Source organism: Pseudomonas sp. F-14 TE3623 (assembly GCF_053629015.1).
Genome location: NZ_JBRJHM010000001.1, coordinates 1,256,239 through 1,278,302, shown reverse-complemented (window position 1 = coordinate 1,278,302; position 22,064 = coordinate 1,256,239). Strand labels below are relative to the sequence as shown.

The 22,064-nt window shown below is 59.6% G+C and carries 18 protein-coding genes; 1 reads left to right on the top strand and 17 read right to left on the bottom strand.

What is annotated here, in order from left to right:
• Window positions 1-153: 153 nt before the first annotated feature.
• Window positions 154-1,953 carry a lipid A export permease/ATP-binding protein MsbA gene (gene msbA / locus AB7M29_RS05770; RefSeq protein WP_217855508.1) on the bottom strand — a complete coding sequence of 600 codons (1,800 nt, stop codon included), beginning with the start codon at window positions 1,951-1,953 and terminating at the stop codon, window positions 154-156.
• Between the two features lie 116 nt (window positions 1,954-2,069).
• On the opposite strand from msbA, the gene AB7M29_RS05765 reads away from it, so the two are divergent.
• Complete coding sequence (locus tag AB7M29_RS05765; protein WP_052965134.1) at window positions 2,070-2,711, top strand: BUD32 family EKC/KEOPS complex subunit; 642 nt, start codon at window positions 2,070-2,072, stop codon at window positions 2,709-2,711.
• Window positions 2,712-2,753: 42 nt separating this feature from the next.
• Here AB7M29_RS05765 and AB7M29_RS05760 read toward each other — a convergent pair whose 3' ends face one another.
• The 16 genes from AB7M29_RS05760 to glnE form a co-directional block, all read right to left on the bottom strand.
• A complete protein-coding gene (locus tag AB7M29_RS05760) occupies window positions 2,754-3,905 on the bottom strand; it encodes an O-antigen ligase domain-containing protein (RefSeq protein ID WP_217855500.1) in 1,152 nt (383 codons plus the stop codon).
• Window positions 3,906-3,909: 4 nt separating this feature from the next.
• Window positions 3,910-4,677 (bottom strand): glycosyltransferase family A protein, encoded by a 768-nt coding sequence (locus AB7M29_RS05755; protein ID WP_454246501.1) that lies wholly within the window; start codon window positions 4,675-4,677, stop codon window positions 3,910-3,912.
• 39 nt (window positions 4,678-4,716) lie between these two features.
• Window positions 4,717-5,673, bottom strand: coding sequence for a glycosyltransferase family protein (locus AB7M29_RS05750; protein WP_454246500.1), 957 nt, complete (start codon window positions 5,671-5,673; stop codon window positions 4,717-4,719).
• Window positions 5,670-7,100 carry a PIG-L deacetylase family protein gene (locus AB7M29_RS05745; protein WP_454246499.1) on the bottom strand — a complete coding sequence of 477 codons (1,431 nt, stop codon included), beginning with the start codon at window positions 7,098-7,100 and terminating at the stop codon, window positions 5,670-5,672. The genes AB7M29_RS05750 and AB7M29_RS05745 overlap by 4 nt, the downstream gene beginning before the upstream one ends.
• 8 nt (window positions 7,101-7,108) lie before the next feature.
• Window positions 7,109-8,005: an antimicrobial resistance protein Mig-14 gene (locus AB7M29_RS05740; protein WP_052965129.1), complete on the bottom strand. Its 897-nt coding sequence runs from the start codon at window positions 8,003-8,005 to the stop codon at window positions 7,109-7,111.
• Window positions 8,005-9,135, bottom strand: a complete 1,131-nt coding sequence (locus tag AB7M29_RS05735) for a glycosyltransferase (RefSeq protein ID WP_454246498.1) — start codon at window positions 9,133-9,135, stop codon at window positions 8,005-8,007. The genes AB7M29_RS05740 and AB7M29_RS05735 overlap by 1 nt, the downstream gene beginning before the upstream one ends.
• Window positions 9,119-10,876, bottom strand: coding sequence for a carbamoyltransferase family protein (locus AB7M29_RS05730; protein WP_007902547.1), 1,758 nt, complete (start codon window positions 10,874-10,876; stop codon window positions 9,119-9,121). The genes AB7M29_RS05735 and AB7M29_RS05730 overlap by 17 nt, the downstream gene beginning before the upstream one ends.
• Before the next feature lie 174 nt (window positions 10,877-11,050).
• Entirely contained in the window at window positions 11,051-11,386 is a 336-nt protein-coding gene (locus AB7M29_RS05725) for a YceK/YidQ family lipoprotein (RefSeq protein ID WP_217855812.1), read from the bottom strand.
• A gap of 237 nt (window positions 11,387-11,623) precedes the next feature.
• Window positions 11,624-13,075: a lipopolysaccharide kinase InaA family protein gene (locus AB7M29_RS05720; RefSeq protein ID WP_454246497.1), complete on the bottom strand. Its 1,452-nt coding sequence runs from the start codon at window positions 13,073-13,075 to the stop codon at window positions 11,624-11,626.
• Window positions 13,075-13,827 carry a lipopolysaccharide kinase InaA family protein gene (locus tag AB7M29_RS05715; protein WP_217855489.1) on the bottom strand — a complete coding sequence of 251 codons (753 nt, stop codon included), beginning with the start codon at window positions 13,825-13,827 and terminating at the stop codon, window positions 13,075-13,077. The genes AB7M29_RS05720 and AB7M29_RS05715 overlap by 1 nt, the downstream gene beginning before the upstream one ends.
• Complete coding sequence (locus AB7M29_RS05710) at window positions 13,824-14,558, bottom strand: lipopolysaccharide kinase InaA family protein (RefSeq protein WP_217855487.1); 735 nt, start codon at window positions 14,556-14,558, stop codon at window positions 13,824-13,826. Before AB7M29_RS05710 ends, AB7M29_RS05715 begins: the two co-directional genes overlap by 4 nt.
• Window positions 14,558-15,364, bottom strand: coding sequence for a lipopolysaccharide core heptose(I) kinase RfaP (gene rfaP, locus AB7M29_RS05705; RefSeq protein WP_052965123.1), 807 nt, complete (start codon window positions 15,362-15,364; stop codon window positions 14,558-14,560). Before rfaP ends, AB7M29_RS05710 begins: the two co-directional genes overlap by 1 nt.
• Window positions 15,364-16,485 carry a glycosyltransferase family 4 protein gene (locus AB7M29_RS05700; protein ID WP_217855485.1) on the bottom strand — a complete coding sequence of 374 codons (1,122 nt, stop codon included), beginning with the start codon at window positions 16,483-16,485 and terminating at the stop codon, window positions 15,364-15,366. The genes rfaP and AB7M29_RS05700 overlap by 1 nt, the downstream gene beginning before the upstream one ends.
• Window positions 16,485-17,546: a lipopolysaccharide heptosyltransferase I gene (gene waaC / locus AB7M29_RS05695; protein WP_454246496.1), complete on the bottom strand. Its 1,062-nt coding sequence runs from the start codon at window positions 17,544-17,546 to the stop codon at window positions 16,485-16,487. The genes AB7M29_RS05700 and waaC overlap by 1 nt, the downstream gene beginning before the upstream one ends.
• A 1-nt stretch (window position 17,547) precedes the next feature.
• Window positions 17,548-18,582: a lipopolysaccharide heptosyltransferase II gene (gene waaF / locus AB7M29_RS05690; protein WP_201061386.1), complete on the bottom strand. Its 1,035-nt coding sequence runs from the start codon at window positions 18,580-18,582 to the stop codon at window positions 17,548-17,550.
• Between the two features lie 296 nt (window positions 18,583-18,878).
• Window positions 18,879-21,818 carry a bifunctional [glutamate--ammonia ligase]-adenylyl-L-tyrosine phosphorylase/[glutamate--ammonia-ligase] adenylyltransferase gene (glnE, locus tag AB7M29_RS05685; RefSeq protein WP_454246495.1) on the bottom strand — a complete coding sequence of 980 codons (2,940 nt, stop codon included), beginning with the start codon at window positions 21,816-21,818 and terminating at the stop codon, window positions 18,879-18,881.
• Window positions 21,819-22,064: the final 246 nt, after the last annotated feature.

The following is a 22,064-nucleotide window of genomic DNA, read 5'->3' as shown; positions in this document are numbered from 1 at the left end:
ATTGAGCAGAAATACCGATAACCGACAACAGGCGTCCGCCATTTGCAGCACCCGGGTGTTGATTTCGTTCTTCGATATCAGTAGATACGAACCACCGGACGCATTGCACGCCGGTGAATGCGAGGGTGAGTCAGGCTCACCCTCGCATCGGGGTCAGGCGATGTCTTCAGCCGGGGCGTCGAGGCCCATCGCATGCAGGCGCGAGTAGTAGCCATTCTGAGCCAGCAGTTGCGCGTGGGTGCCACGCTCGACGATTTCGCCGTGATCCATGACCAGAATCAGGTCAGCCTTCTCGATCGTCGACAGACGGTGAGCGATGACCAGTGTCGTGCGACCTTTCATGACTTTATCCAGAGCGGCCTGAATGTGCCGCTCGGACTCCGTATCCAGTGCCGACGTCGCTTCATCGAGAATCAGCAGCGGCGCGTTTTTCAGCAAGGCACGGGCGATTGCCAGTCGCTGACGCTGACCGCCAGAGAGCAGCACACCGTTCTCGCCGACATCGGTGTCCAGCCCCTGCGGCAGCTGGGCGATGAAATCCATGGCATAAGCGTCTTCGGCAGCTTTCTCGATATCGGCACGCGGTGCGCCGGCCAGATCACCGTAGGCGATGTTGTTGGCCACCGTGTCATTGAACAGCGTGACGTGTTGCGTCACCTGGGCAACATGACGACGCAGGTTGCGCAGACGATAGTCTTCGATTTCCACGCCATCGAGCAGAATCTCGCCGGTTTCGTGGTGATAGAAGCGAGGAATCAGGCTGGCGAGAGTCGACTTGCCGCTGCCGGAACGGCCCACCAGTGCAATCATTTGCCCCGGAGCCGCGGTGAAACTGATGTTTTTCAGCACTTCACGCTCGGTCCCCGGATACGTGAAGCTCAGGTTGCGTACCTCCAGGTGACCGTTGACACGATCTTTTGTGACCGTCCCGTTATCCACCTCAGGTTCGACATCGAGTTGCTCGAAAATGCTTTCGGCTCCGGCGACGCCTTTCTGGATCGTCGAACTGACTTCCGACAGCTGCCGAATCGGCTTGGGCAACAGACCCGCCGCGGTAATGTATGCCACCAGGTCACCGGCAGTTGCATCGCCGCGCAGGAACAGCACCAGGAACATCAGCACGGCCATTGCGCTGTAGATCACCAATTGCAGCATGGGTGTGTAGACAGCACCGGTCTTGGTCATGCGCAACTGCTTGTCGGTGTTGCCCTGACTGGCTTCGGCAAAGCGGCGCTCTTCATAGCTCTCGCCACCGAAACTGCGCACAACGCGATAACCCTGGATGGTCTCGGACGCGACGTGGGTCACGTCGCCCATGGCCACCTGGATCTTCTTGCTCTGCTTGCGGAATTTTTTGCTGGTGCTGCTTACCATGATCGCGATGAGCGGCAGGATCGCCAGCATCACCAGGGTCAGTTTCCAGTTCATCCACAACAGGTAGGCAAACAGGAACACCACGGTCAGGCCTTCGCGGATTACTACCTTGATGGCGTCGGTGGCGGCGCCGGTGACCATGGTCACGTTGAAGGTGATGCGTGAAATCAGGTGCCCGGAGTTATGGGTGTCGAAATAACGGTTGGGCAGTACCAGCAACTTGTTGAACAGCTCAACGCGCAGGTCGTGCACCAGCCCCAGCGAAACCTTCGCCAGATAATAGTTGCCAAGAAACGACCCCAGACCTTGCCACGCGGCGATCAGAATGATCAGCATTGGCACAGCCATTAATAGCTGCAAATCCTTCAGATAAGGCACATTAGGAAAGAGCACCGCTTCCGGGTTGCTCAGGCCATCGACGAAATATTTGAGAATCCCGGCCAACATAGGCTGCGTCGAAGCAAAAATCACGAAGCCGACGATACTGACGACGAACATGCCCAAGTACGGGCGCACATACGACAGCAGGCGCAGGTAAATCTTCAAGCTCGACGGCGCAGGCGAATCAGGGCTAGTCATGAGAACCCGTTGTATGAGAAAAGAGCCGGCGAGTGTAACACAGGCCATTTTAGTCACTGAGCTGCGGTAACATGGCCGGCTATCCATGCCTCACAGCGTCGACCACTGGAGTATTGATGCAAGCGCTTGACCATACCCGATATCTCGCCCTGCGCGAGGGTGCACAAGTCCTTGAAGCGGATGGTTCGGGGGATAAGGTTCTGCGATTGACGGACGGCTCGATCCTCAAGCTGTTTCGCCGCAAGCGCCTGCTTACATCGGCTGCCTGGTATCCATACGCCAAACGCTTTGCCGACAACTGCGATGCGTTGCGTGAACGGCAGATTCCCTGCCCGTCGATTCGCCAGATCTACCGCATCCCGAGTATCGAGCGCGATGCCGTGCATTACGACCCGTTACCGGGCCAGACTCTGCGCCAACTGCTGGATACCCAAGACGATGCCGATCCATTGCGCGGTCAGCTTGGGGCCTTCATGGCCACTTTGCATGAGCGCGGGATCTACTTTCGCTCCGCGCATCTGGGCAATATCGTGCTCACGCCTGAGCATCAGCTGGGGCTGATCGACATTGCCGACATGCGGGTTTATCGCCGTCCGCTACGCAAGACCCTGCGGCTGCGCAACTTCAAGCATATGGTGCGCTACCCGCAAGACCGCCAATGGTTGCTCGACGGTCGCGGCGAAGTCTTCATAGACAATTATGGTCAGACCCAGAGCATCTGTTCCCCGGAGGAACTGAGCATCGCCCTGCAGAAATGATCCAGACACCTTCGTCCCCGGAGCGGGGACGAAGGTCATGTATTACGCCAGCGCCTGGCGCTGCGCTTGCAACACTCGACCGAGGATCATCGCCGCAGGCAACAGGACCAGCGGCCATAACTCGTCCGGGTTGCCGATCAACAGGCTGCCATCGAAATTCAGCATCACCAGGGCACACGCCAGGTAGACGCCCCACACATCGCGCAGACGCCAAGCCTGCCAAATAGTGCTCGCCATCAACACGACAAACAACGCCAGCGCCACCCCGCCACTGTACAGCCCAAGCGCCACGTAAATGTTGTGCGGATGCTGAATCGGCATCCAGCCATCAAGCAGCTGGGCGGTGTGGAAATTGATGCCACAGCCCAACATCCAACCGCAATTCCGCCACTCGCCAACCATGATGTTAAAGATTTCGATACGGTAAGAATCGCCTCGAGCCCAAAGCGACTGATACCACGCTTCGTTGTGCACCATCAGAAACAACAGGCCCAGGACCACAACCCCCAGCGCCACGACACTCCCCACCAACCGCGGCTTGTGGTAAAGGCCGTAAAGCAACCAGACGCCCAACAGGAACACAACCCCCACCAACGCTGTGCGCGCCTGGAGTATGAAGACCACCGCAAATATCGAGAAGACGACGGCCACCGCCCCTTCGATCAACTTTCGCTCCCGAAGCCAGATTGGCAACGCCAACGCCAACGCACAAAGCAGCCAGATGCCGGCGTAGATAACATTCTGCAAACGTGCCGGAAGCAGTGCCACCCGGCTACCGACAGCGTACTCACCCGATACCCAGCTGTAGAGTGCGCAGCCGAAAATGTACAACGCCAGAATCCAGAATTGCCCGCGAACAAACACAGGGCTGCGGAAGAACTGTGGATCGGTGAACGCGCCGATCACCATGACGAACATCCACACATAGAAGACGTGTTTAAAGAACTGAAACTGCCCGGCAATCGTCGCAGGCACCAGAAACCACAGAATGAACGCCGTCCAGGCCCACACCAACGGCTGCTTGAACAGGCCAGAGCCTCGTTGCTTGATCAGGAACACCAAGCCCGGCAATACCATCAGGCTGTAAAACAGATTGTTAGTCCACTTGGACGACCAACCGACCACAAAACTCAGAAGAAACAGGCAGAGTGCGGCTCCAAAATACGACGCAATGGTGATCTTTCCGGGTTTCATACCGCTAGATTCCATGGAGAACCCAACCCGTTGCCAAGCCGATAATAAGGACCGCTATCAGCTTGAACCGATCGAGACGTTTACGCTTCAACTTGTTCACACGCTCCTGTGGAACAACCACATGCTCACCGAAACCGGTATGCAACACCGCGTCGTTTTCCAGAATCAACGCGTAGCGGTTTTCCCCGGCATATAGACGCGACAGGTCTTTCTCTCCGGAAAACCCGGAATACGGTGCATGCAACAGGTAATCCGCGCGGCGGCGTAGCCCCGGGTTAAAGGAAAAACCCTGCCAGTCGGCTTTGTGCGAGCCCAGCACGTAGAAAGGAATGCCATGGCTGACTTTTCGTTCGCCCAGGAACACATAAGGACTGTGAACCATCAGGTCATGATTGAAGCTGCGCAACCACACCTGGAGCGCCTGCGGATCTTCCTCCAACAGGCGTTGGGATTCTTCGATAAACCCTTCGCGATAGAAATCCCAGTCGTCTTCGCAATGGAAAATCCACGACGTCTGCACCTGAGCGTAGGCGGCATCGATGGATCGCAACTGACCCAGACGCGGATTGTTGATGAAGAACTGGGTGTGCGCCCTCCAGTGTTCCGGAATACAGGCCTCTACGGCACTGTCGCCGGAGTCCTCGGTAATGAACACTTTACGGATGGGGGCCGTGTTGAACCGGTCAAGTGTCTCCAGAGTCCGCTTCAACAAATCGAAGCGACCGCAACTGGTGATGACGATCGAAATGTCGCTAGTCTCACTGAACAGCATTTATATGCACCGCACCATTGATTGTTTAATCGCCCGGCTTTACAGCCCCAGCGACAAGCGTAGTTTTTCTTTCCAGCCCAGCGGGACATGCTTGCGCAGCGGTGCCCGCATGGCATCGACAATTGCATGCCCCACCGCCCGGAAGGTATAGCGCTGCTCTACCAGAGCCTGCCCGGCCAACGAAATGGCCTCGGTCAGCTGCGGAGACGCGCGCAACACGGCGAGTTTCTCTTTGAGTTCGTCGCGCGTTCGATAGAGCACAATATTTTGCATATCGACAAAACCCAGCGCGCGATTCTCTGCTTCCCCTTGATCGTAAGCAAACAGCACGCAACCACAGGCCATGGCCTCGAAATTCTTGATCATGTATTCGCCCATGCCGACATCGGCACTCACGAAATAACGGATCCGGCTCAACGTCTCGCAGTATTCCTCACCCGACTTGGTGCGCGTGATCAACAGGTTTTCGACCTCGGCCACCGACTCGAGCATGGCCTTGCGACCGGCATACGCCACACTGTTGAGGCTGCCGACGAAGCCCAGCTCGATATCCCGTGCGCGCTGGCGGTTCTGCAACAGCGCCTGGTCGTAGCCCTTAGGCACGAAATGCGCGTCAAAACCTTCATCACGCAAGCGCTCGCTGACCATGAAACCCGAACTGATCACACGTGCCCAGGGCAGCTTGCGGTAATGGGCGCTGAACTTGCCGGTGTATTTGCACGGGATGTAGTTCTGATACGCGTCGTGTTCGAGAATAACCAGATTGGGCAGGGTCTGTATGAACCTCACCTGCCTGATCTCTTTTTTGAAGCGCAGGAACAATACGATCCGGTCATAGAGGGTCACATCGACGTGCTTGCGAAAATACCCACGCAAGTCGTCCTGCTCCGCACTGGTCAATTCACGCTTGTCGCAATCGCATTGCTCGGCGATGCCGTCATACAGGCGATCGAGGATCGCTCGTTGCTCTTTCTGCACCAGAAACAGAACTTTCAATTGGTCTCTCTCTTTCCAGACAGCTCTTGGACCCAGAACAACTCGTGACGTCGCACCGTTTTACGGAAAAATTCGTTCTCACCGAAGGCCGGCCAGCGCCGAGCCACCAGGCAACGCTGCAGCGCCCGGCGAAGCAGACGCTTGAAGGGAAGCCGGGGCTGAAGGTCGTGCATCATGCCCAACGACATTGCCTTGTGCCACTGATTTTCGGTTGACAGACAAAGCGTCCACGGACGCAATGGTTCATGCATATCCATCTGTGGCGGCAGTGCCACGCCAGTGCCAGCATCACCCATTGGCCAGCGATCGTTGTCGTGCAAATGATTGGCGTAATGCAATAAAGTGTCGGGCTGCCAGGTTGTGCCGCTCAGCGCCTGCATCACTGCCTGCTGCGAGCATAGATGGTCTGGGTGCGGGTCGAAGCGCGGATGCGGCAAGACAATGACCTGGGGCTCGATACGCTCGATCAACTCGCGCAGATCTGCCAGCAGATTGTTCCAGGACGGCAGGCCATCGACGTCACTGCCCAGGGCAAACGGATTGAACCGTCGGAAATATCGGGTATCGCCTAGCTGTGCCTCACGGGACGCTACGGCATCGGCCGGTGCGCTCTGCATGGCCGGCAATTGCAGGCAGAAGTAACCCAGTTGCATACAGCGTTCCTGAGGCACGCCTCCCCACAACGGCACGCTGATACTGTCCCAGGCACGCAATGAGCCTTTCAACCGAGATGCTTCGACGCCATCGAGTCCCATCTGTCGATAGTGCCCGGCCTCGATTTCACCGGCGGTCAGGGTCACGATCCAGCTTTCACTCGCGCCGCTGTACAACCCGAATGCGGCCAGCTCGGCATCGTCGGCGTGGGGCGCGATCACCATCACCCGCTGACGACGGTAGTCCGGATGCTCGAGCGCCCAGAGCACGGGCTCGCCGAGCAATCGGCAGAAACGCCCGCGCAATCGCAGCGCACCTCGCGACAGCACCTGCGCCTGGCCCGTGAGGTTCAGGTAACGCAGGCCATTTACACCGCGTTCAAAGGTTTGTCGGTCGGGATTATCGCCACCCGCCAACTCGACCACGGGATCGATAAAGCGCCCCAGCCACGTGCTTTTCACCCGCAGCGCCAGCACCAGTGTAGCGTCATCGACCAGCATGACGCCCTCATCCAGAAGCAGCCGCTCACCGTCCAGATAAATCTTGGGCTGCGGGGTGTATGGCGGGAAGTTGTATTGGTAATCGTCGTTGGGTGAATAAAACAGATGGTCGGCGAACCACGCCTCATGGGCAACCCAGCCCAGCACCGCAAGCACCAGCGGCAGCCACCAGGCAACCAGCACGCCAATAGCGATCAACAGCATCAGCGCAATCAGCAGGCCTATGCGTTTGTTGCGCCGATGGCGCTTGAGCAGTTGCTGTTTGCGGCTCATGGGTTGGCTCATACCGTGAAGACCGGCACAGAATTGCACCAGCGGTCCTTGTACTCACGGTCGGTCCGACCAAAGGAAAACCGCAGAGGTTTATTCAGCGCGCGTGCATGTTCCCAGGCGCTTTGGGTGTTGAGAAAACTCAGTACGCTGCCGGGGCTGAATTCGCGAGTCTCGGGATCGACACCGCCGTTGACGTACTCGACGCTGATCCACTCCGGCGCCTCGACGCGGTACACCAGTTGAATCGCAATCGGTGCGTCGTTGAGGAAAATCACCGAGCCGATCAGCAACTCGCGCAACAGCTCGATCACCTCGCCCATACGCTCGGCACCGGTGGCCGGGAAACCCCAACGACGCTGGAACAGGTCACAATAGATAGCCGCCAGTTCGCTGCTGGAAAACTCGGTAACCGGCCGCGCTACACCACCAGCCTCTTCCAGCAGACGCAATTCGCGGCGCTGGTTGTAGCGAAACTTCTTCGACAGCTCTTCAGGCGTCCGCGCCATGGCCAGTTGTTCGGCCTGCAGTTTCATTCCGGTGAAACGGCCTTCATTCAGGGCCGACAAGTAACGGCCACGATGGCGCAACGGTGCCTGGGCATCCGCGGCGGCCGGCAGGATCAATTCGGCATTGCCGAGGTCGAACAGGCCTTTTTTACCACTGCGTTTGAGCACGTCCTTGGACAGCGCCAAGTCGCGACCCCAGGTCGGGATGGCGGCTTTCACTTCGCCGTTATGTTCCCAGGCCAGATAGCGCACCGGAATGTCAGCCAACTGCGCCAGACGTTCGATCACCAGAGGATGAGTCGCGACACTGCCGCCAAAACGTTGCCAGGCCTGTGCATAAGTCGAGGCGTCGACCTGCGCCCAGCCACGTTCGCGCCAGCCTTGAAATCGGTTGAGCATCAGCCCCTCGGTGCCAGTTCGGTGACATGCGGCAAATGCCAGAAAGCATCGCGTACCGCGTGATCGGAGAAGCGCTCACGCAAGCGGTCGAACATCAGCTCGGCACACTGGCGACGTTGCTGCTCATCCATCGCGGCCAGATGTTGCAGCCCTTGAGCCAAACGCTCGGCATCGCCCAACGGAAACAGAATGCCCACGCCTTCGACCACTTCCCTGGCCCCGCCGCACGCGGTCGCGAGCAACGGCACACCGGCGGCCATGGCCTCCAGCAACACCATGCCGAATGGCTCGTGATCGGAACTCAGGGCAAACACATCGAAAGCACAGAAGTAACGACGAGCATCGGGCACCTGGCCGAGGAACAGCACACGATCGCCGATACCCAGTTCGCGCGCCAAAGCCTTGAGATCCTGCTCCAGCCGACCGCTACCAAGGATCACCAACTGACTGCTGGCCGGTAACCCCGGCAATGCCGCGGCAAAACCATGCAGCAGTGTGGCCTGATCCTTGTCTGGATGCAGGCGCCCGACGTTGCCGACAATCCAGGCATCCATCGACAGACCGAGGGTTTCCCGGGCCTCGCGAACCGATACCTGACTGGTCTGCAACGCCTGCACATCGATACGGTTATAAAGCGTCTGAATCCGCTCGACCGGCCATTTCGGCAAACAACGGCGCATGTCGTCACGCACCGCATCGGAGACCCCGAGCAGACTCAGGCGCTTGCGGAAAATATTCGCGAACAGTTTGCGGGTGCCGCGCTGGTAATCGCCAAACGCGTGATGCACACCAATGACCGGCAACGAGGTGCCGAGCAAGGCGATGTAGATCGGTTTGAAACGGTGAGCAATGCAGAAACTGAAATTGCGCGAGGCGGCGATCTTGCGCAGATCGCCGATGGCGCCCAGCTTCAGGCCACGAATGGCCTTGGAACTGTATTCCATGAACAGCACTTCATCGGAGGCGCAGCTCGCGGCGACTTCGGCATCGGCAGCCCCGGTCAGAAACACCGTGGTCACTCGAAAACCGGTCCCCGCGAACAGGCTGGCGTACTGCCGGGCGCAGTCCAGAAACGGCCCGTCATAGCCGTGACAGAACTGCAACACATGGCGTTCAGCCGAGCGTGTCATAAGCGTCCGCACCTTCTTTGACCACCAGAATGTCTTCCATGATCAGGTACTGCAGGTCGGAACCGAAGAACATATTCAAGGCGTCGGTCGGTGAGCAGATCATCGGCTCGCCACGACGGTTGAGCGAGGTGTTCAGCGACACGCCGTTACCGGTCAGCACTTCCAGCGCCTTCATCATGTCGTAGTAGCGCGGGTTGTATTCGCGCTTCAACACCTGGGCCCGGGACGTGCCATCTTCGTGGACGACTTCCGGCACGCGGGTCTTCCACTCTTCAGCCACTTCGAAGGTAAAGGTCATGAACGGCGCCGGGTGATCGATCTTGATCATCTGTGGCGCAACGGTGTCGAGCATCGACGGGCAGAAAGGCCTCCAGCGCTCGCGGAACTTGATCTGGTGGTTGATCCGGTCAGCCACGCCGGTCGCACTTGGGCAACCGATGATCGAACGACCGCCCAAGGCGCGCGGACCGAACTCCATGCGGCCCTGGAACCAGGCCACCGGGTTGCCGTCGACCATGATCTTGGCGATGCTTTCCGGCATGTTCTCAAGCTTGCGCCACGCGGGCTTGCTCGGGTGACGGGCACAGGCCGCGAGCACGTCTTCGTTGCTGTAGGACGGGCCGAGGTAGACGTGTTCCATCTTCTCGACCGGTACACCACGGGCGTGGGACACGTAAGCCGCAGCGCCAACCGCGGTACCGGCGTCGCCGGACGCAGGCTGAACGAACAGCTCTTTGATGTCGTCGCGGGCAATGATTTTCTGGTTCAACTTGACGTTCAACGCACAGCCACCGGCGAAGGCCAGTTTGCCGGTTTCCTTGAGCACATCGCCCAGGTAGTGGTCGATCATCTGCAACGCCAGTTTCTCGAACAGCGCTTGCATGCTTGCGGCGTAGTGGATGTATGGCTCGTCGGCGATGTCGCCTTCGCGCTTCGGTCCCAGCCACTCGATCAGCTTCGGCGAGAAGTAGAAACCTTTGCCCTTCTCTTTATAACGACGCAGGCCGATGACGTTGGCGTAGTCGGTGTTGATCACCAGCTCGCCGTTCTCGAACGAGGCCAAACGCGAGAAATCGTATTTGCTGGCATCGCCGTACGGCGCCATGCCCATGACCTTGAACTCACCGTCGAGCATCTCGAAACCGAGGAACTCGGTGATCGCGCCGTAGAGGCCGCCGAGGGAGTCAGGATCGAAGAATTCCTTGATCTTGTGGATCTTGCCGTTTTCGCCGTAGCCGAAAAAGGTCGTGGCGTACTCGCCCTTGCCGTCGATCCCGAGGATCGCGGTTTTCTCTTTGAAACCGGAGCAGTGGTAGGCACTGGAGGCGTGGGCCAAGTGGTGCTCGACCGGCTCGATCTTGATTTTCTTCGGATCGAAGCCCAGTTGCTCGAGGCACCAGACAATCTTGTTGCGATAGCGCTTGTAGCGACGGTTGCCCATCAGGATCGCATCGAGGGCGCGGTCCGGGGCGTACCAGTAACGCTTGGCGTAGTGCCAGCGAGCCTTGCCGAACAGGCTGATCGGCGCGAACGGAATCGCCACCACGTCAACGTCGGACGGCTTGATGCCCGCCTGCTCGAGGCAGAACTTCGCCGATTCGTAAGGCATGCGGTTCTTTGCATGTTTATCGCGCACGAAGCGCTCTTCTTCAGCCGCCGCGACCAGCTTGCCGTCGATATACAGGGCTGCGGAAGGATCATGGCTAAGGGCGCCGGACAGGCCAAGAATCGTCAATGCCACAGGGGTCTAGCCTCTTTAGTCTGCATGCAGGCGCAACGCGCCTCAAAAATTAATGTGCCCTCGCAAGGGGCGAGAGACAGCTAAAGGGCGGGATTATAGCGTAAACGTGGCGGGAATGAGCCTGCCCTTCTCAGCGCCGTGCAGATGACGTCGAGCCCAGGCGTTCGCCGTCGCTCATCCGCGACCCGGACGCCAGTAAATCCTGATATTGCCATCCGTAGCCTGCCGGTAAACCGTATAGGGCAGGGATATCGTGTCGAAGACACCCGAAAGAGTTAGATCCAGTAACACGAACGGCACCAGAATACCGGTGGGATCGGGCGGCGCATGCAGGAGACAAAAGTCGTGGGCCAGACCGCTGTAGATGCGAGGGATGGACTGGCAGTAGGTTTTTTGCTTTCTGAGGCCACGGGCGGCTTCCTCGTCATCCTGCAACACCGTGACCGCAGTCCCGCAACCGGATAGCGCCAGTGAGAAAGTGCTCAGCAACACAGCCATTTTTATCGTCAAAATCTGCCCTCCGAGAACGTCAGGCAAACTAGCATCGTGGCTATTCAGGGCACAGTTCACGGGGTCTGTAGATCATGTAGGACGGTTCATAAGAACTTGTCCTCTAGATCTCAGGGGACTGATCTGGCGCCATCGCGGGCAAGCCCGCTCCCACAGTGATCGCACCGCACACAAAACTTATGCACACCACTGAACCTGTGGGAGCGGGCTTGCTCGCGAAAGGGTCGAAGACCCGATTCAGGCAGCGCTAGAGATATCTTTGGGCAAACGCTGGTCAATCACCTGATGCAGCGCACTGCTCTCAGGCCAGTTACGCATGAATCGCGCCCGATCCCGCGCGTACGCCGGGGCAAAGCTACTGATCGAGCCATGCTGACACATCGAATCCAGGTCGATCAGCGCCCAGCGATCCTGCTGCCAGAACAGGTTATGGCCCTTGAAATCACCATGGCTGATCCGCTCGCGAATCAGCTCGGCGAACAGGTGATCCAAAGCCTGCAACTCGGCTTGCGGCGCTTCGCCGCTTTCCACGTACGGCGCGAAGCGCTCGATGATGTCCGGCCCCGGCAAATACTCGGTCACCAGGTACGCCCGGCTGCGCAGCCAGAGAAAACGCTTCTCCAGTAATGCCAGTGGCTTGGGCGTGGCAATACCCAGGAACGCCAGACGATTGCCTTCTCGCCATGAGTGCCAGGCGCGGCTCGGGCGCCAGAAACGTTTGAGCCAGTGGGAAAAACCTTTGATGTTGTAGCGTTTAACCACCAATGTGCGCCCAGCCACTTCGACCTTGCCGACGCTCGCCGCGCCGCCGGTCTTGTACAGATGGCCTTGATCGAGCAAGGCATCGGCCTGCTCCAGCACCGGCAACATCGCCGCCTCTTCCTCACGGCGAATCGCCCGCAAGCCGAACGCTCCGCGCTGGACGCTGAATAGCGTGCATTCGCGGCCGACCTTGATCAGGAAATCCTTCAAACGCCAGCGACGGACCTTGTCGATCTGCTTCTGCAACGCTTCCATGGGCAAGGCATGCTCGCCGTTTCCCAGCAGGTAATACACCAGCAGTTCTTCGGTGAAGGGTTCCAGCGATTTGGGCAACTGGGCGAAAAACACCCCGAGGTTTTCCAGGACTTTCTGCTGCGACAGTGGCTTGCCAGCCGTCTCGGCACAGATTCCGGCGCCATCGATCAAATACAACTGACCGCCATGGCGCAACAGGTTGTCCAGGTGCAGGTCTTCCTGCCACAAGCCCTTGCTGTGCAGATGACCGATCGCGCCCAAGGCCTCGGCCAGCACCGCTGATTGTTCATCCGCCAGCACCGGTAAGTGTTCGACCTGTTTCCAGGCGTCTCCCAGGCTCTCGGCACCTTCAAGGAAATCGAACAACAACCAGCCGCCTTCGCCGTCCTTCAGGCCATCAGCCAATAACAATGGCGTAGTCAGCCCCTGAGTGGCGAGCAAACGCACGCCGTCCAGTTCACGCTGAAAGTGCCGCGCTGCTTTACCGCCGACCAGCAACTTGGCCAACACCGGCCGGCCGCGCCAGACTCCGGCACCAACGTAACGCTGGCCTGGCAGCACTCGCAGCAGACTTAGCAGTTGTAACTCCGCAGGCCCCGCAGCATCGGCCAGTGGAATGTTCAGCGGCAGGCTTGGGCTGCGGCCGGCGTGTTTCAGTTCGGACAAACGCATCAACGCGCCTCCTTGTGACTGCGCCGCGCACTCAGGCGCGATACCCAACTGTCCACCAGCGAACTGCTCAATGGCTGATCCAGATAAACCGCCAACAACTCGCGCAGCTGACTTTCGCTCCATTCCGGCGCCCGACGCAGCAACGGTTCCAGGTCTTTGACCCGATCACGTTGGCCGAACAACAGCGGACGGGTTTTTTCCAGATCGATCAACTGAGCCTGATAGCCGTCACCGGTGGCCCGCAGAAAAATATGCTTGGGATAAAAGCAACCGTGGAGTTGACGCACCTCGTGCAGGCGTCGCGCCAGTTGCCCACAGGCTTTCAGAATCGCCGAGTGCTGCGCCGCGCTCAGGTCCGACCAGCGCTGCAACAGCGAATCCAGGTCATCCCAACCGTCCAGCGCGCGGGTCAGCAGAATCGCCCGGACTTCGCCATCGACTTTGCGCTCACCGAAAAATGCCGCCTGCAGCGCCGGAACACCCAATTTCTGATAACGACTGATGTTGCGAAATTCACGGGCAAAACTTGGCTCGCCAAAGGGTGAATGCCATGTGCGCGTCAAGTAGTTGCTCTGGCGCTTGAGGTAGTAGCCATGACCTTCCAGTTCCAGCCGAAACACACTGCTCCAGCCCTCACCGGCGGTATTGGGTTCATCCACCGCCTCGAGCTGTTTGGCCCAGAGCGCGTCGAAGGTGCCGAGGCCATGACGCTCAAGCAGCGCACGGTCTTCAGCAGCCAGAAAATCAGTCATTCGCGTCCCTCAAAAAATCTCACCACGTGCCGAATCCGTTTCTTGTCGGCGGCATTGAGCCGGGTGCATTGGCGGTATTGCATGTAAAAGCGCAGACGCTGGGTGGCCGACAGGTGATATTTGGCCACTTTGTCCAGACAAGCCAGGTCTTTGGTGATCCGGTATTTGAGCCAGAAGCCACGCCAGAAATCACCGTTGGGGCAGTCGATCAGAAACAACCGGGGCTCATCGTCGATCAGCAGGTTGCGCCACTTCAAATCGTTATGGGTAAAACGATGGTCGTGCATGGTCCGGGTATAGCCCGCCAGCTGTCGACTGATGTTGTCGACCCAGGCGCGATCCGCCAGCTTCGGATCATGTCGACCAGCCAAAGCCGACAAGTCTTCGGTATTGGGCAGCTCGCGCGTGATCATAGCCCCACGATCGTATGCCGCGCCGCGCCGCTCCAACCCCCAGGCCACTACTTCGGCGGTAGGAATGCCCCACTTGGCAAAACGCTTGAGGTTCTGCCATTCGGCTTTCACCCGCGGCTTGCCCAAGTAACGGCGCAGGCCTTTGCCAGCGCCGACGTAACGCTTGACGTAATAGTTGACGCCACTGCGCTGGACGCGAATGACCTCGGACAATGGATCGCGGGTCAGTCGCTCACCCTCGAGCGCGAACACCGCGTCAAGACTGCCGAAGTCTTCTGCCAGATTGCTGTAAGCAGGTTCCAGTGTCCAACCCGACATCAGAGCGCATCCCCGTATCGCTGTTTACGCTCGTAGAGCTTGTTGGCCTTGCCTTCGAGCCATGCCAAAAGCCCCGCTTCTTCAGCCAGAATCTGGCGCAGGGGCTGTTGGAAGTACCCCTTGAGGAAACGCAGTTTGTCGCGACGGGTCAGGCCAATGTCGAGCGCCGAAAAATACAGCGCTGCCAGGTCCTTGTTGCGCCAGCGTTGGGTAATCGTCGGACGGGTCTGAGCACGGTGCAGATCGATCACCGACAGCTTGAAGTCGTCGGCTGTCACCGGTTTGTCGGTGTGCAGCAGGAAGTGGCAGATGTAGCAGTCGCGGTGGTTGACCCCGGCGCGGTGCATCATGCCGGTCATGCGCGCGACTTCGGCGATCAAGGCGCGCTTGAGCTTTGGCTCGGGCGGCTGCTTGACCCAGTCGATGCTGAAATCTTCGAGGCTGACGGTGGGCGCCAGCTCTTCAGTGACGATGAACGAATGCTGGTCCGCCGGGTTGCTGCCCTTTTCGCCGTAAGCGACGGCGGTCATGGTCGGCACCCCGACTTCTTGCAGGCGCTGAATGGCCTCCCACTCCTGGCCCGCGCCAAGCACCGGCAGCTTGGCGGTCAGCAGATTCTTGAAGATCTCGCCCCAGCCGATGCCACGGTGGATTTTCACGAAGAACCCATGGCCGTCCACTTCGGTACGCAGTGTCCGGCGCGCTTCAAGCTCGCGGTACACCTCGCCCTTGAGACCCTCGACTTCGGCGAACGGGTCGCGTCCGGCCCAGAGGCTCTTGAACGGTTCAGCCAGCATCAACTTCATTAAGCGTGCTCCGCCAGAATCACATCGGCCGCGTGTTGCGGCATGCTGTAGAGGTCGGCCGTCTCGGCGAAAGCCAGACCGTTGCGGCTCCAGGCCGCCCGTGAATTTGCGTCGTTCAACATGCCGGTCAGGTACTGCGTCAGTTGCGCCTGATCGAAGGGTTCGTCCAGCACCAGACCGGCGTCGGCCTCGGCGATGTAATGGGCATAGCCGCACACCGCGCTCACCAGCACTGGCAAGCCGGCCACCACGGCTTCAAGCAGCACCGTCCCGGTATTTTCGTTATACGCCGGGTGGATCAACAGATCGGCACCGAGCAGGAAACGCGGGATATCGCTGCGCCCCTTGAGGAACTGCACGTTGTCGCCGAGCCCCAATGTGGCGCTCTGCAACTGGAATACTTTGGGGTCGTCCTGGCCAATTACAAATAGCCGGGTGCGCTTTTTCAGCTCGGCGGGCAAGGCGGCCAGTGCCTTGAGGCTGCGGTCCACGCCTTTGGTCTTGAACCCGGAGCCGATCTGCACCAGCAGCAGTTCATCATCTTTCAGGTTGAATTCGCGACGAAACTCGGCACGGATCTGGGCGGCATTGGCCGGCGCGCGACGGTCCTGAGAGATACCCGGCGGCAGTAAATGGAAGCGTGCAAGCGGCGTGTCGTAATGCTTGATGAACAGCGGCTGCTGTACTTCGGAAATCATCAGCACTTCGGTCTTGGCATCCTTGGCGAACACCGCGCGCTCGTACTCGGCGAAGTGCCGGTAGCGGCCCCAGCGACGGTACAGCGAGTTGCGCAGGTTCTGCGCCTTGTCTTCGAAGCAGCCGTCGGCGGCGTAGTAAACGTCCAGACCCGGCATCTTGTTGAAACCGATCAGGCGGTCCACCGGACGCTTGGCCAGATCGGCCTCCATCCACTCGGTGAGCTTCTCGTTGCGCCGATGATTGAAGAACGCCTTGACCGGTGCCACCAGCACTTCGAAACCCGGCGGAACATCGCCTTCCCAGATAAGCGTGTAGACGCGAATCTGATGGCCGCGCTGCTGACATTCCTGGGCGATGCGCATGAAATCGCGCTGCAAGCCACCAAACGGAAAATATTTGTACAGGACAAATGCCAATTGCATCAGCGCAGCTCCTCAGCCAGTAACAACGTGCTCAGTCGGCTCGCGACACGCTCGGGATTCAGACGCGTGAAGCACAGGGGCCACTCGCGTTTCAGGTCGAACCGACGGGCATCGTCGGCCGTCGGTTGATAGGTGCATTTCTTTTGCAGGCACGGCGCGCAGGGAAAGTCACTGGCCATGTGAATCTGCGACTTGCCGTACGCGCCGGTCAGGCCCGGGTTGGTCGGGCCGAACAGCGACAGGGTCGGCACATCCAGCGCCGCAGCGAGGTGACCGAGACCGGTGTCCACCGCCACACAGGCTTGCGCCCCGGCCAGGACTTTGCCGACACCCGCCAGGTTCAGCTTGGGCAGCACTTCGACGTGCTTCATGTCTTTGGCGATGCGCTCGGCGCGGGCCTTTTCGACCGGATTACCCCACGGCAGCTTTACCGCCACGCCGAGGTAACCCACCCGCTCGGCCAGCTCGCGCCAATAGGCTTCGGGCCAGTGCTTGGTGTCCCAGGTGGTGCCATGGAGAAACACCACGTACGGATTCTTGCGCGGCAACTCCACCAGTCGCTCGACGTTCAGACCATAGTCGCCCAGGCCTTTGGGCAGGTCGTAACCCAATGCGACCGCGAACAGCTGACGCACTCGCTCTACCGCGTGCTGCCCGCGGGCCACGGCCAGACGTCGGGAATAGAAACGCGCGGCGATCGGTTCGCGGGCCGAGTTCTTGTCCAGCCCGGCCACCGGGGCTTTGGCGTAGCGAGTCAGCAACGCGCTTTTCAGCAGGCCCTGGGCATCGATCACCAAGTCGTATTTTGTCGCGCGAATGCTTTGTTTGAAGCGCTTCCACTCGCCACTCTTGATGGTCTGCCAGATGTTCTTGCGCCAGCGACGGATCGCCACCGGAATCACCTTGCCCACGGCCGGGTGCCAGGTCGGAATCTCGGCGAAGCCTTCTTCCACCACCCAGTCGAACGTGATGCTGGGGATCGCCCGCGCTGCGTCGGTCAACGCTGGCAACGCGTGAATCACGTCGCCCAGCGAAGAAGTCTTGATCAACAGTACCCGCAAACTATTTGACCTCGACCACAGTGCCCAGCAACCGCTGCAAGGCTTCGTTCACTGCCTTCGGCATGAGCTGGCGCAAGCAATTGTAATGACCGAAACGGCAGGTGCGATCGAAGCACGGACTGCATTCGATGCCCAGGCGTACGATTTCGACGTGCTCGGCCAATGGTGGCGTGAAACCCGGCGACGTCGAGCCGTATACCGCCACCAATGGGCGGTTCAGCGCGGCGGCCACGTGCATCAGGCCGGAGTCGTTGGAGACCACCGCATCAGCGCAGGACAGCAGATCGATGGCCTCGGCCAGGGAGGTGTCGCCACTGAGGTTCACCGACTCTTCACGCAGACCGGGAATCAGCCGCGCGCGAATGTCTTCGCCCACCGCGTGATCGTTTTTCGAGCCGAACAGCCAGACCTGCCAGCCTTCACGGATCTTCGCTTCGGCGACCTTGGCGTAGTGCTCGGACGGCCAGCGCTTGGACTCGCCGAACTCGGCGCCGGGGCACAGCGCCAACACTGGACGGTCGAGGGCCAGACTGAATTTGGCCAGTGCGCCGTCGCGGGTCACCGGGTCGATCTGCAGGCTCGGCCGCGGATACGGCTTCGGCAACTCGACGCCGGGCTCAAAGGCCAGGGCCATGAAGCGCTCGATCATCAGCGGGTAACGTTCTTTGTCGAGCGTGCGCACGTCATTGAGCAGGCCGTAGCGGAATTCGCCACGCCAGCCGGTGCGTTTCGGGATACCGGCGAAAAACGGTACCAGTGCCGACTTCAGGGAATTGGGCAGCAGGATGGCCTGGTCGTACTGACCGACCAGGGATTTACCGATGCGCCGACGCGTCGCCAGCTCCAGCACGCCGTGGCCGAGCGGGAAGCTCAAGGCTTGGCGCACTTCGGGCATGCGCTCGAGAATCGGCCGGCTCCACTCGGGGGCCAGCACGTCGATTTCGCATTGCGGGTGGCGCTGCTTGAGACACTGAAAAAGTGTCTGCGCCATCACCATGTCACCGACCCAACTGGGCCCAACGATCAGAATTTTCATGTGGTTTCCATAAACGAGCCGGGGAGGCATACGCCTCCCCGCCTCGAGAATCCAGCACCTTCGGGGTGAACCGTCAGGTCATTTGGACGAGCCGATTGGGGCTCGTCGGATCAATTTTGTGCACATCCATGCGATACAGCTTAGCTGCCTCAATCTACCAGACACTGCAGATCTACTGTGGGAGCGGGCTTGCTCGCGAAGGGGCCGTCACATTCAATATCAGTAGTGACTGACACTCCGCCTTCGCGAGCAAGCCCGCTCCCACATTGGGTATCAGGTGTTGCAAATATCCAGTTTCAGCTTAACCCCAGCTCGCGCCAGATCCGCATTACCTGCCGTCGTTCATCCACGAACTGGTCGCCCGGTATCACGCCGGCGTCCTTCTGCAAGGCCTCCCGGTGAGCGGCGGAGCGATAGGCCTTATAGGCCTCACGCAACAGGCTGGCGTCTTCGGCGGGCATCAGCCCGACCTCCTCCAACCCTTCCAGAATGCGGATATTGTCGGTATAGCGCAGTAACGACGGATGCGCCTCAGACCATGCCAGAGCCGCGTATTGCACCATAAATTCAATATCGACGATACCTCCGGCGTCCTGCTTGAGATCGAACGGCGCCGTGGCCTCGAAGGCATTTGCCGCCGTGCCCGCCGCCGTGCTCTTGCTGCCGAGATTATCGCGCATCTTGGCGCGCATTTCGCTGACCTCCTGGCGCAAGGTCGGCAGGTCCCGCGGCTTGGCCAATACCGCCGCGCGAACCTTCTCGAACGCTTGACCGACATCCTGACTGCCCACCAGCACCCGCGCCCGCACCAGCGCCTGGTGCTCCCAGGTCCAGGCTTCGTTTTCCTGATACCGGGCAAATGCCCCCAGGGAACTCACCAGCAAACCGGAGGCACCGGACGGCCGCAGGCGCATGTCCACTTCATACAGCTGGCCGGAGTTGGTCTGCGCCGTCAGCAAATGAATGATGCGCTGCCCGAGCCGGGTAAAAAACTGTGCGCCATCGATAGGCTTCGGCCCGTCGGTTTCGGCCTGCGGATCGCCGTCGTGGATGAACACCAGATCCAGGTCCGAACTGTGCCCCAACTCCAGACCGCCGACTTTCCCGTAACCGACAATGATGAAACCAGGGTCGCACAAGCTGCCGTCGGTGCGCAGCGGCGTACCGTACTTGGCCACAGTCTGGCGCCAGGCCAGGGCCAGCACTTGCTCGAGGATCGCTTCGGCGAGCCAGGTCAAATAATCACTGACCTTCATCAAGGGCAGGCTGCCGGCGATTTCCGAGGCGGCGACGCGCAAGCGGTGCGCCAGTTTGAAATGCCGCAGGGCTTCCATTTGTTGTTCGAGGTCGTCTTCGGGAATCCGCGTCAAACGCTCGCGCAACTCGGCCGCCAGTTCTGGCGCCAGCGGCGGCTTGAACAACCGGCCTTCGTTAAGCAATTCGTCGAGCAGCAGCGGGAAGCGCGTGATCTGTTCGGCAATCCATGGGCTCGCGGCGCACAGTGTCAGCAAGCGGCGCAGGGCGCCGGGGTTCTCGGTCAATAACACCAGATAGGCGGAACGACGCGCCACGGCTTCCACCAGTGGCAGTACTCGCTCCAACACCAGATCGGGATTGGCATGCTCCACAGCCTGAGCCAGCAAACGCGGAATAAAAGCATCGAGGCGTTCACGCCCCAGGCGCTGCATGGCGCGCAATTGCGGACTGCCGCGCAGGCTGGCCAAGGCTTTCAGCGCTTTGGAGGCGTCGGCGAAACCACCCTCTTCCAGCTGACGGCAGGCGGCCTCCTCGTCCTGGGCCTCTTCCCACAGCGGCAACCATTCCCCGCCGACCACCACTTCGCTCTCGGCGCCGGCCTCTTCATCGGGATCGGCGATCACCTGAGCAAAGTGCCAGGCCACCCGGCCACGCCAGTACATCAGCTGTTCGTGGAATGCCGTCCAATTGGCAAAGCCGAGCATAAAGGCAATGCGCGCCTGATCCTGTTCGCCATCCGGGAGCATCTGGGTCTGACGGTCGGCAATGGCCTGTATCGCGTGTTCGGTGTAACGCAGAAATTCGTAGGCTTCACGCAATTCGCCGACCACCGCCGCCGGCAGGTAACCCTGACCTTCGAGGGTGCTCAGTACTTTTAATAGAGGACGCTGTTGCAGGCTCAGGTCGCGGCCACCGTGGATAAGCTGGAAGGCCTGCGCGATAAATTCGACTTCACGAATGCCGCCCGAGCCCAACTTGATGTTGTCGGCCATGCCCTTGCGCCGGACTTCCTGCTGGATCAGCTGCTTCATGGTGCGCAGCGCTTCGATGGCCGAGAAGTCCAGGTAACGTCGGTAAACGAACGGGCGCAGCATCTCTTGCAGTTGCGCGCCCGCCACTTGATCGCCGGCCACCACGCGCGACTTGATCATCGCGTAGCGTTCCCAGTCGCGGCCCTGATCCTGGTAATACTGTTCCAGCGCATTGAAGCTCAGCACCAGCGCGCCGGACGAACCATAAGGCCGCAAGCGCATGTCGACGCGGAACACGAAACCGTCGACGGTTATCGGGTCCAGCGCCTTGATCAACCGCTGGCCGAGACGAATGAAAAATTCCTGGTTATCCAGCGACCGCTTCACACCAACGGTTTCGCCGCCTTCGGGGTAGGCGAAGATCAAGTCGATGTCAGACGACAGATTCAGCTCCACGGCGCCGAGCTTGCCCATGCCGAGGATGACCATCTGCTGCGGCTCGCCGCTACGTCGCCCGGTGGGCGTGCCAAACTGCTGGCAATGGCGCTGATACAACCACTGATAGGCCTGATCGATACTGGCATCGGCCATGTCCGAGAGGTCGCGACAGGTCTGGATTAAATCAGCCTGGCGAGTCAGATCGCGCCAGATAATCCGCACTTGCTGGCGTGTGCGCTGGCGACGCAAGGCGCGACCAAGTTGGTCGTCGGTTTCAGCGGTACTCACCGCCGTCGCAATCTGTGCGCACAACTCGCCCGGCGCAAAAACACGGTCCAGCTCGCCGGATTGCACCAGCTCCAGCAACATCAAAGGGTCACGCACACTCTGTTCAATGACAAAGTCGCTGGCCGCGGTGACACGGGCAAATTGCGCCCAACGCTCAGGCGTCCAGGCGGACAAGCCATGATCATCGGCAAGCACCGCGACGGCCGTACGGAACGACTGCTCGGCACGGGTGACAAATGGCTGGAGTACGCCGGGCAGTTCGGCAAGCGAAGGGAGGCTCATGGTCTATCCTTGATCGGCGTGTGAAGGGCTGCATGTAGTGATTCGTGAAAATTCGCTACCTGACCGACTGTCGAACAAAGGTTAGAAATAGCTGAAATTTGTTTATTTTTGGCAGCGATCATCAAGCCTTCACCTTTTTTGGTTGGCAAAAGACCAACCTTAACGATTATTCTCACAACGCAGCCGGAGGCCACAAGCCAATCTTCTGTAGTTTTACTACTCGTCTATACATTCGAAAGGCTGAAA

What these genes read in the sequence shown, in the direction of transcription:
- msbA (WP_217855508.1), bottom strand. Translation starts at nt 1,953, where the DNA reads ATGACTAGCCCTGATTCGCCTGCGCCGTCGAGCTTGAAGATTTACCTG.
- AB7M29_RS05765 (WP_052965134.1), top strand. Translation starts at nt 2,070, where the DNA reads ATGCAAGCGCTTGACCATACCCGATATCTCGCCCTGCGCGAGGGTGCA.
- AB7M29_RS05760 (WP_217855500.1), bottom strand. Translation starts at nt 3,905, where the DNA reads ATGAAACCCGGAAAGATCACCATTGCGTCGTATTTTGGAGCCGCACTC.
- AB7M29_RS05755 (WP_454246501.1), bottom strand. Translation starts at nt 4,677, where the DNA reads ATGCTGTTCAGTGAGACTAGCGACATTTCGATCGTCATCACCAGTTGC.
- AB7M29_RS05745 (WP_454246499.1), bottom strand. Translation starts at nt 7,100, where the DNA reads ATGAGCCGCAAACAGCAACTGCTCAAGCGCCATCGGCGCAACAAACGC.
- AB7M29_RS05740 (WP_052965129.1), bottom strand. Translation starts at nt 8,005, where the DNA reads ATGCTCAACCGATTTCAAGGCTGGCGCGAACGTGGCTGGGCGCAGGTC.
- AB7M29_RS05735 (WP_454246498.1), bottom strand. Translation starts at nt 9,135, where the DNA reads ATGACACGCTCGGCTGAACGCCATGTGTTGCAGTTCTGTCACGGCTAT.
- AB7M29_RS05720 (WP_454246497.1), bottom strand. Translation starts at nt 13,075, where the DNA reads ATGCGTTTGTCCGAACTGAAACACGCCGGCCGCAGCCCAAGCCTGCCG.
- AB7M29_RS05715 (WP_217855489.1), bottom strand. Translation starts at nt 13,827, where the DNA reads ATGACTGATTTTCTGGCTGCTGAAGACCGTGCGCTGCTTGAGCGTCAT.
- AB7M29_RS05710 (WP_217855487.1), bottom strand. Translation starts at nt 14,558, where the DNA reads ATGTCGGGTTGGACACTGGAACCTGCTTACAGCAATCTGGCAGAAGAC.
- rfaP (WP_052965123.1), bottom strand. Translation starts at nt 15,364, where the DNA reads ATGAAGTTGATGCTGGCTGAACCGTTCAAGAGCCTCTGGGCCGGACGC.
- AB7M29_RS05700 (WP_217855485.1), bottom strand. Translation starts at nt 16,485, where the DNA reads ATGCAATTGGCATTTGTCCTGTACAAATATTTTCCGTTTGGTGGCTTG.
- waaF (WP_201061386.1), bottom strand. Translation starts at nt 18,582, where the DNA reads ATGAAAATTCTGATCGTTGGGCCCAGTTGGGTCGGTGACATGGTGATG.
- glnE (WP_454246495.1), bottom strand. Translation starts at nt 21,818, where the DNA reads ATGAGCCTCCCTTCGCTTGCCGAACTGCCCGGCGTACTCCAGCCATTT.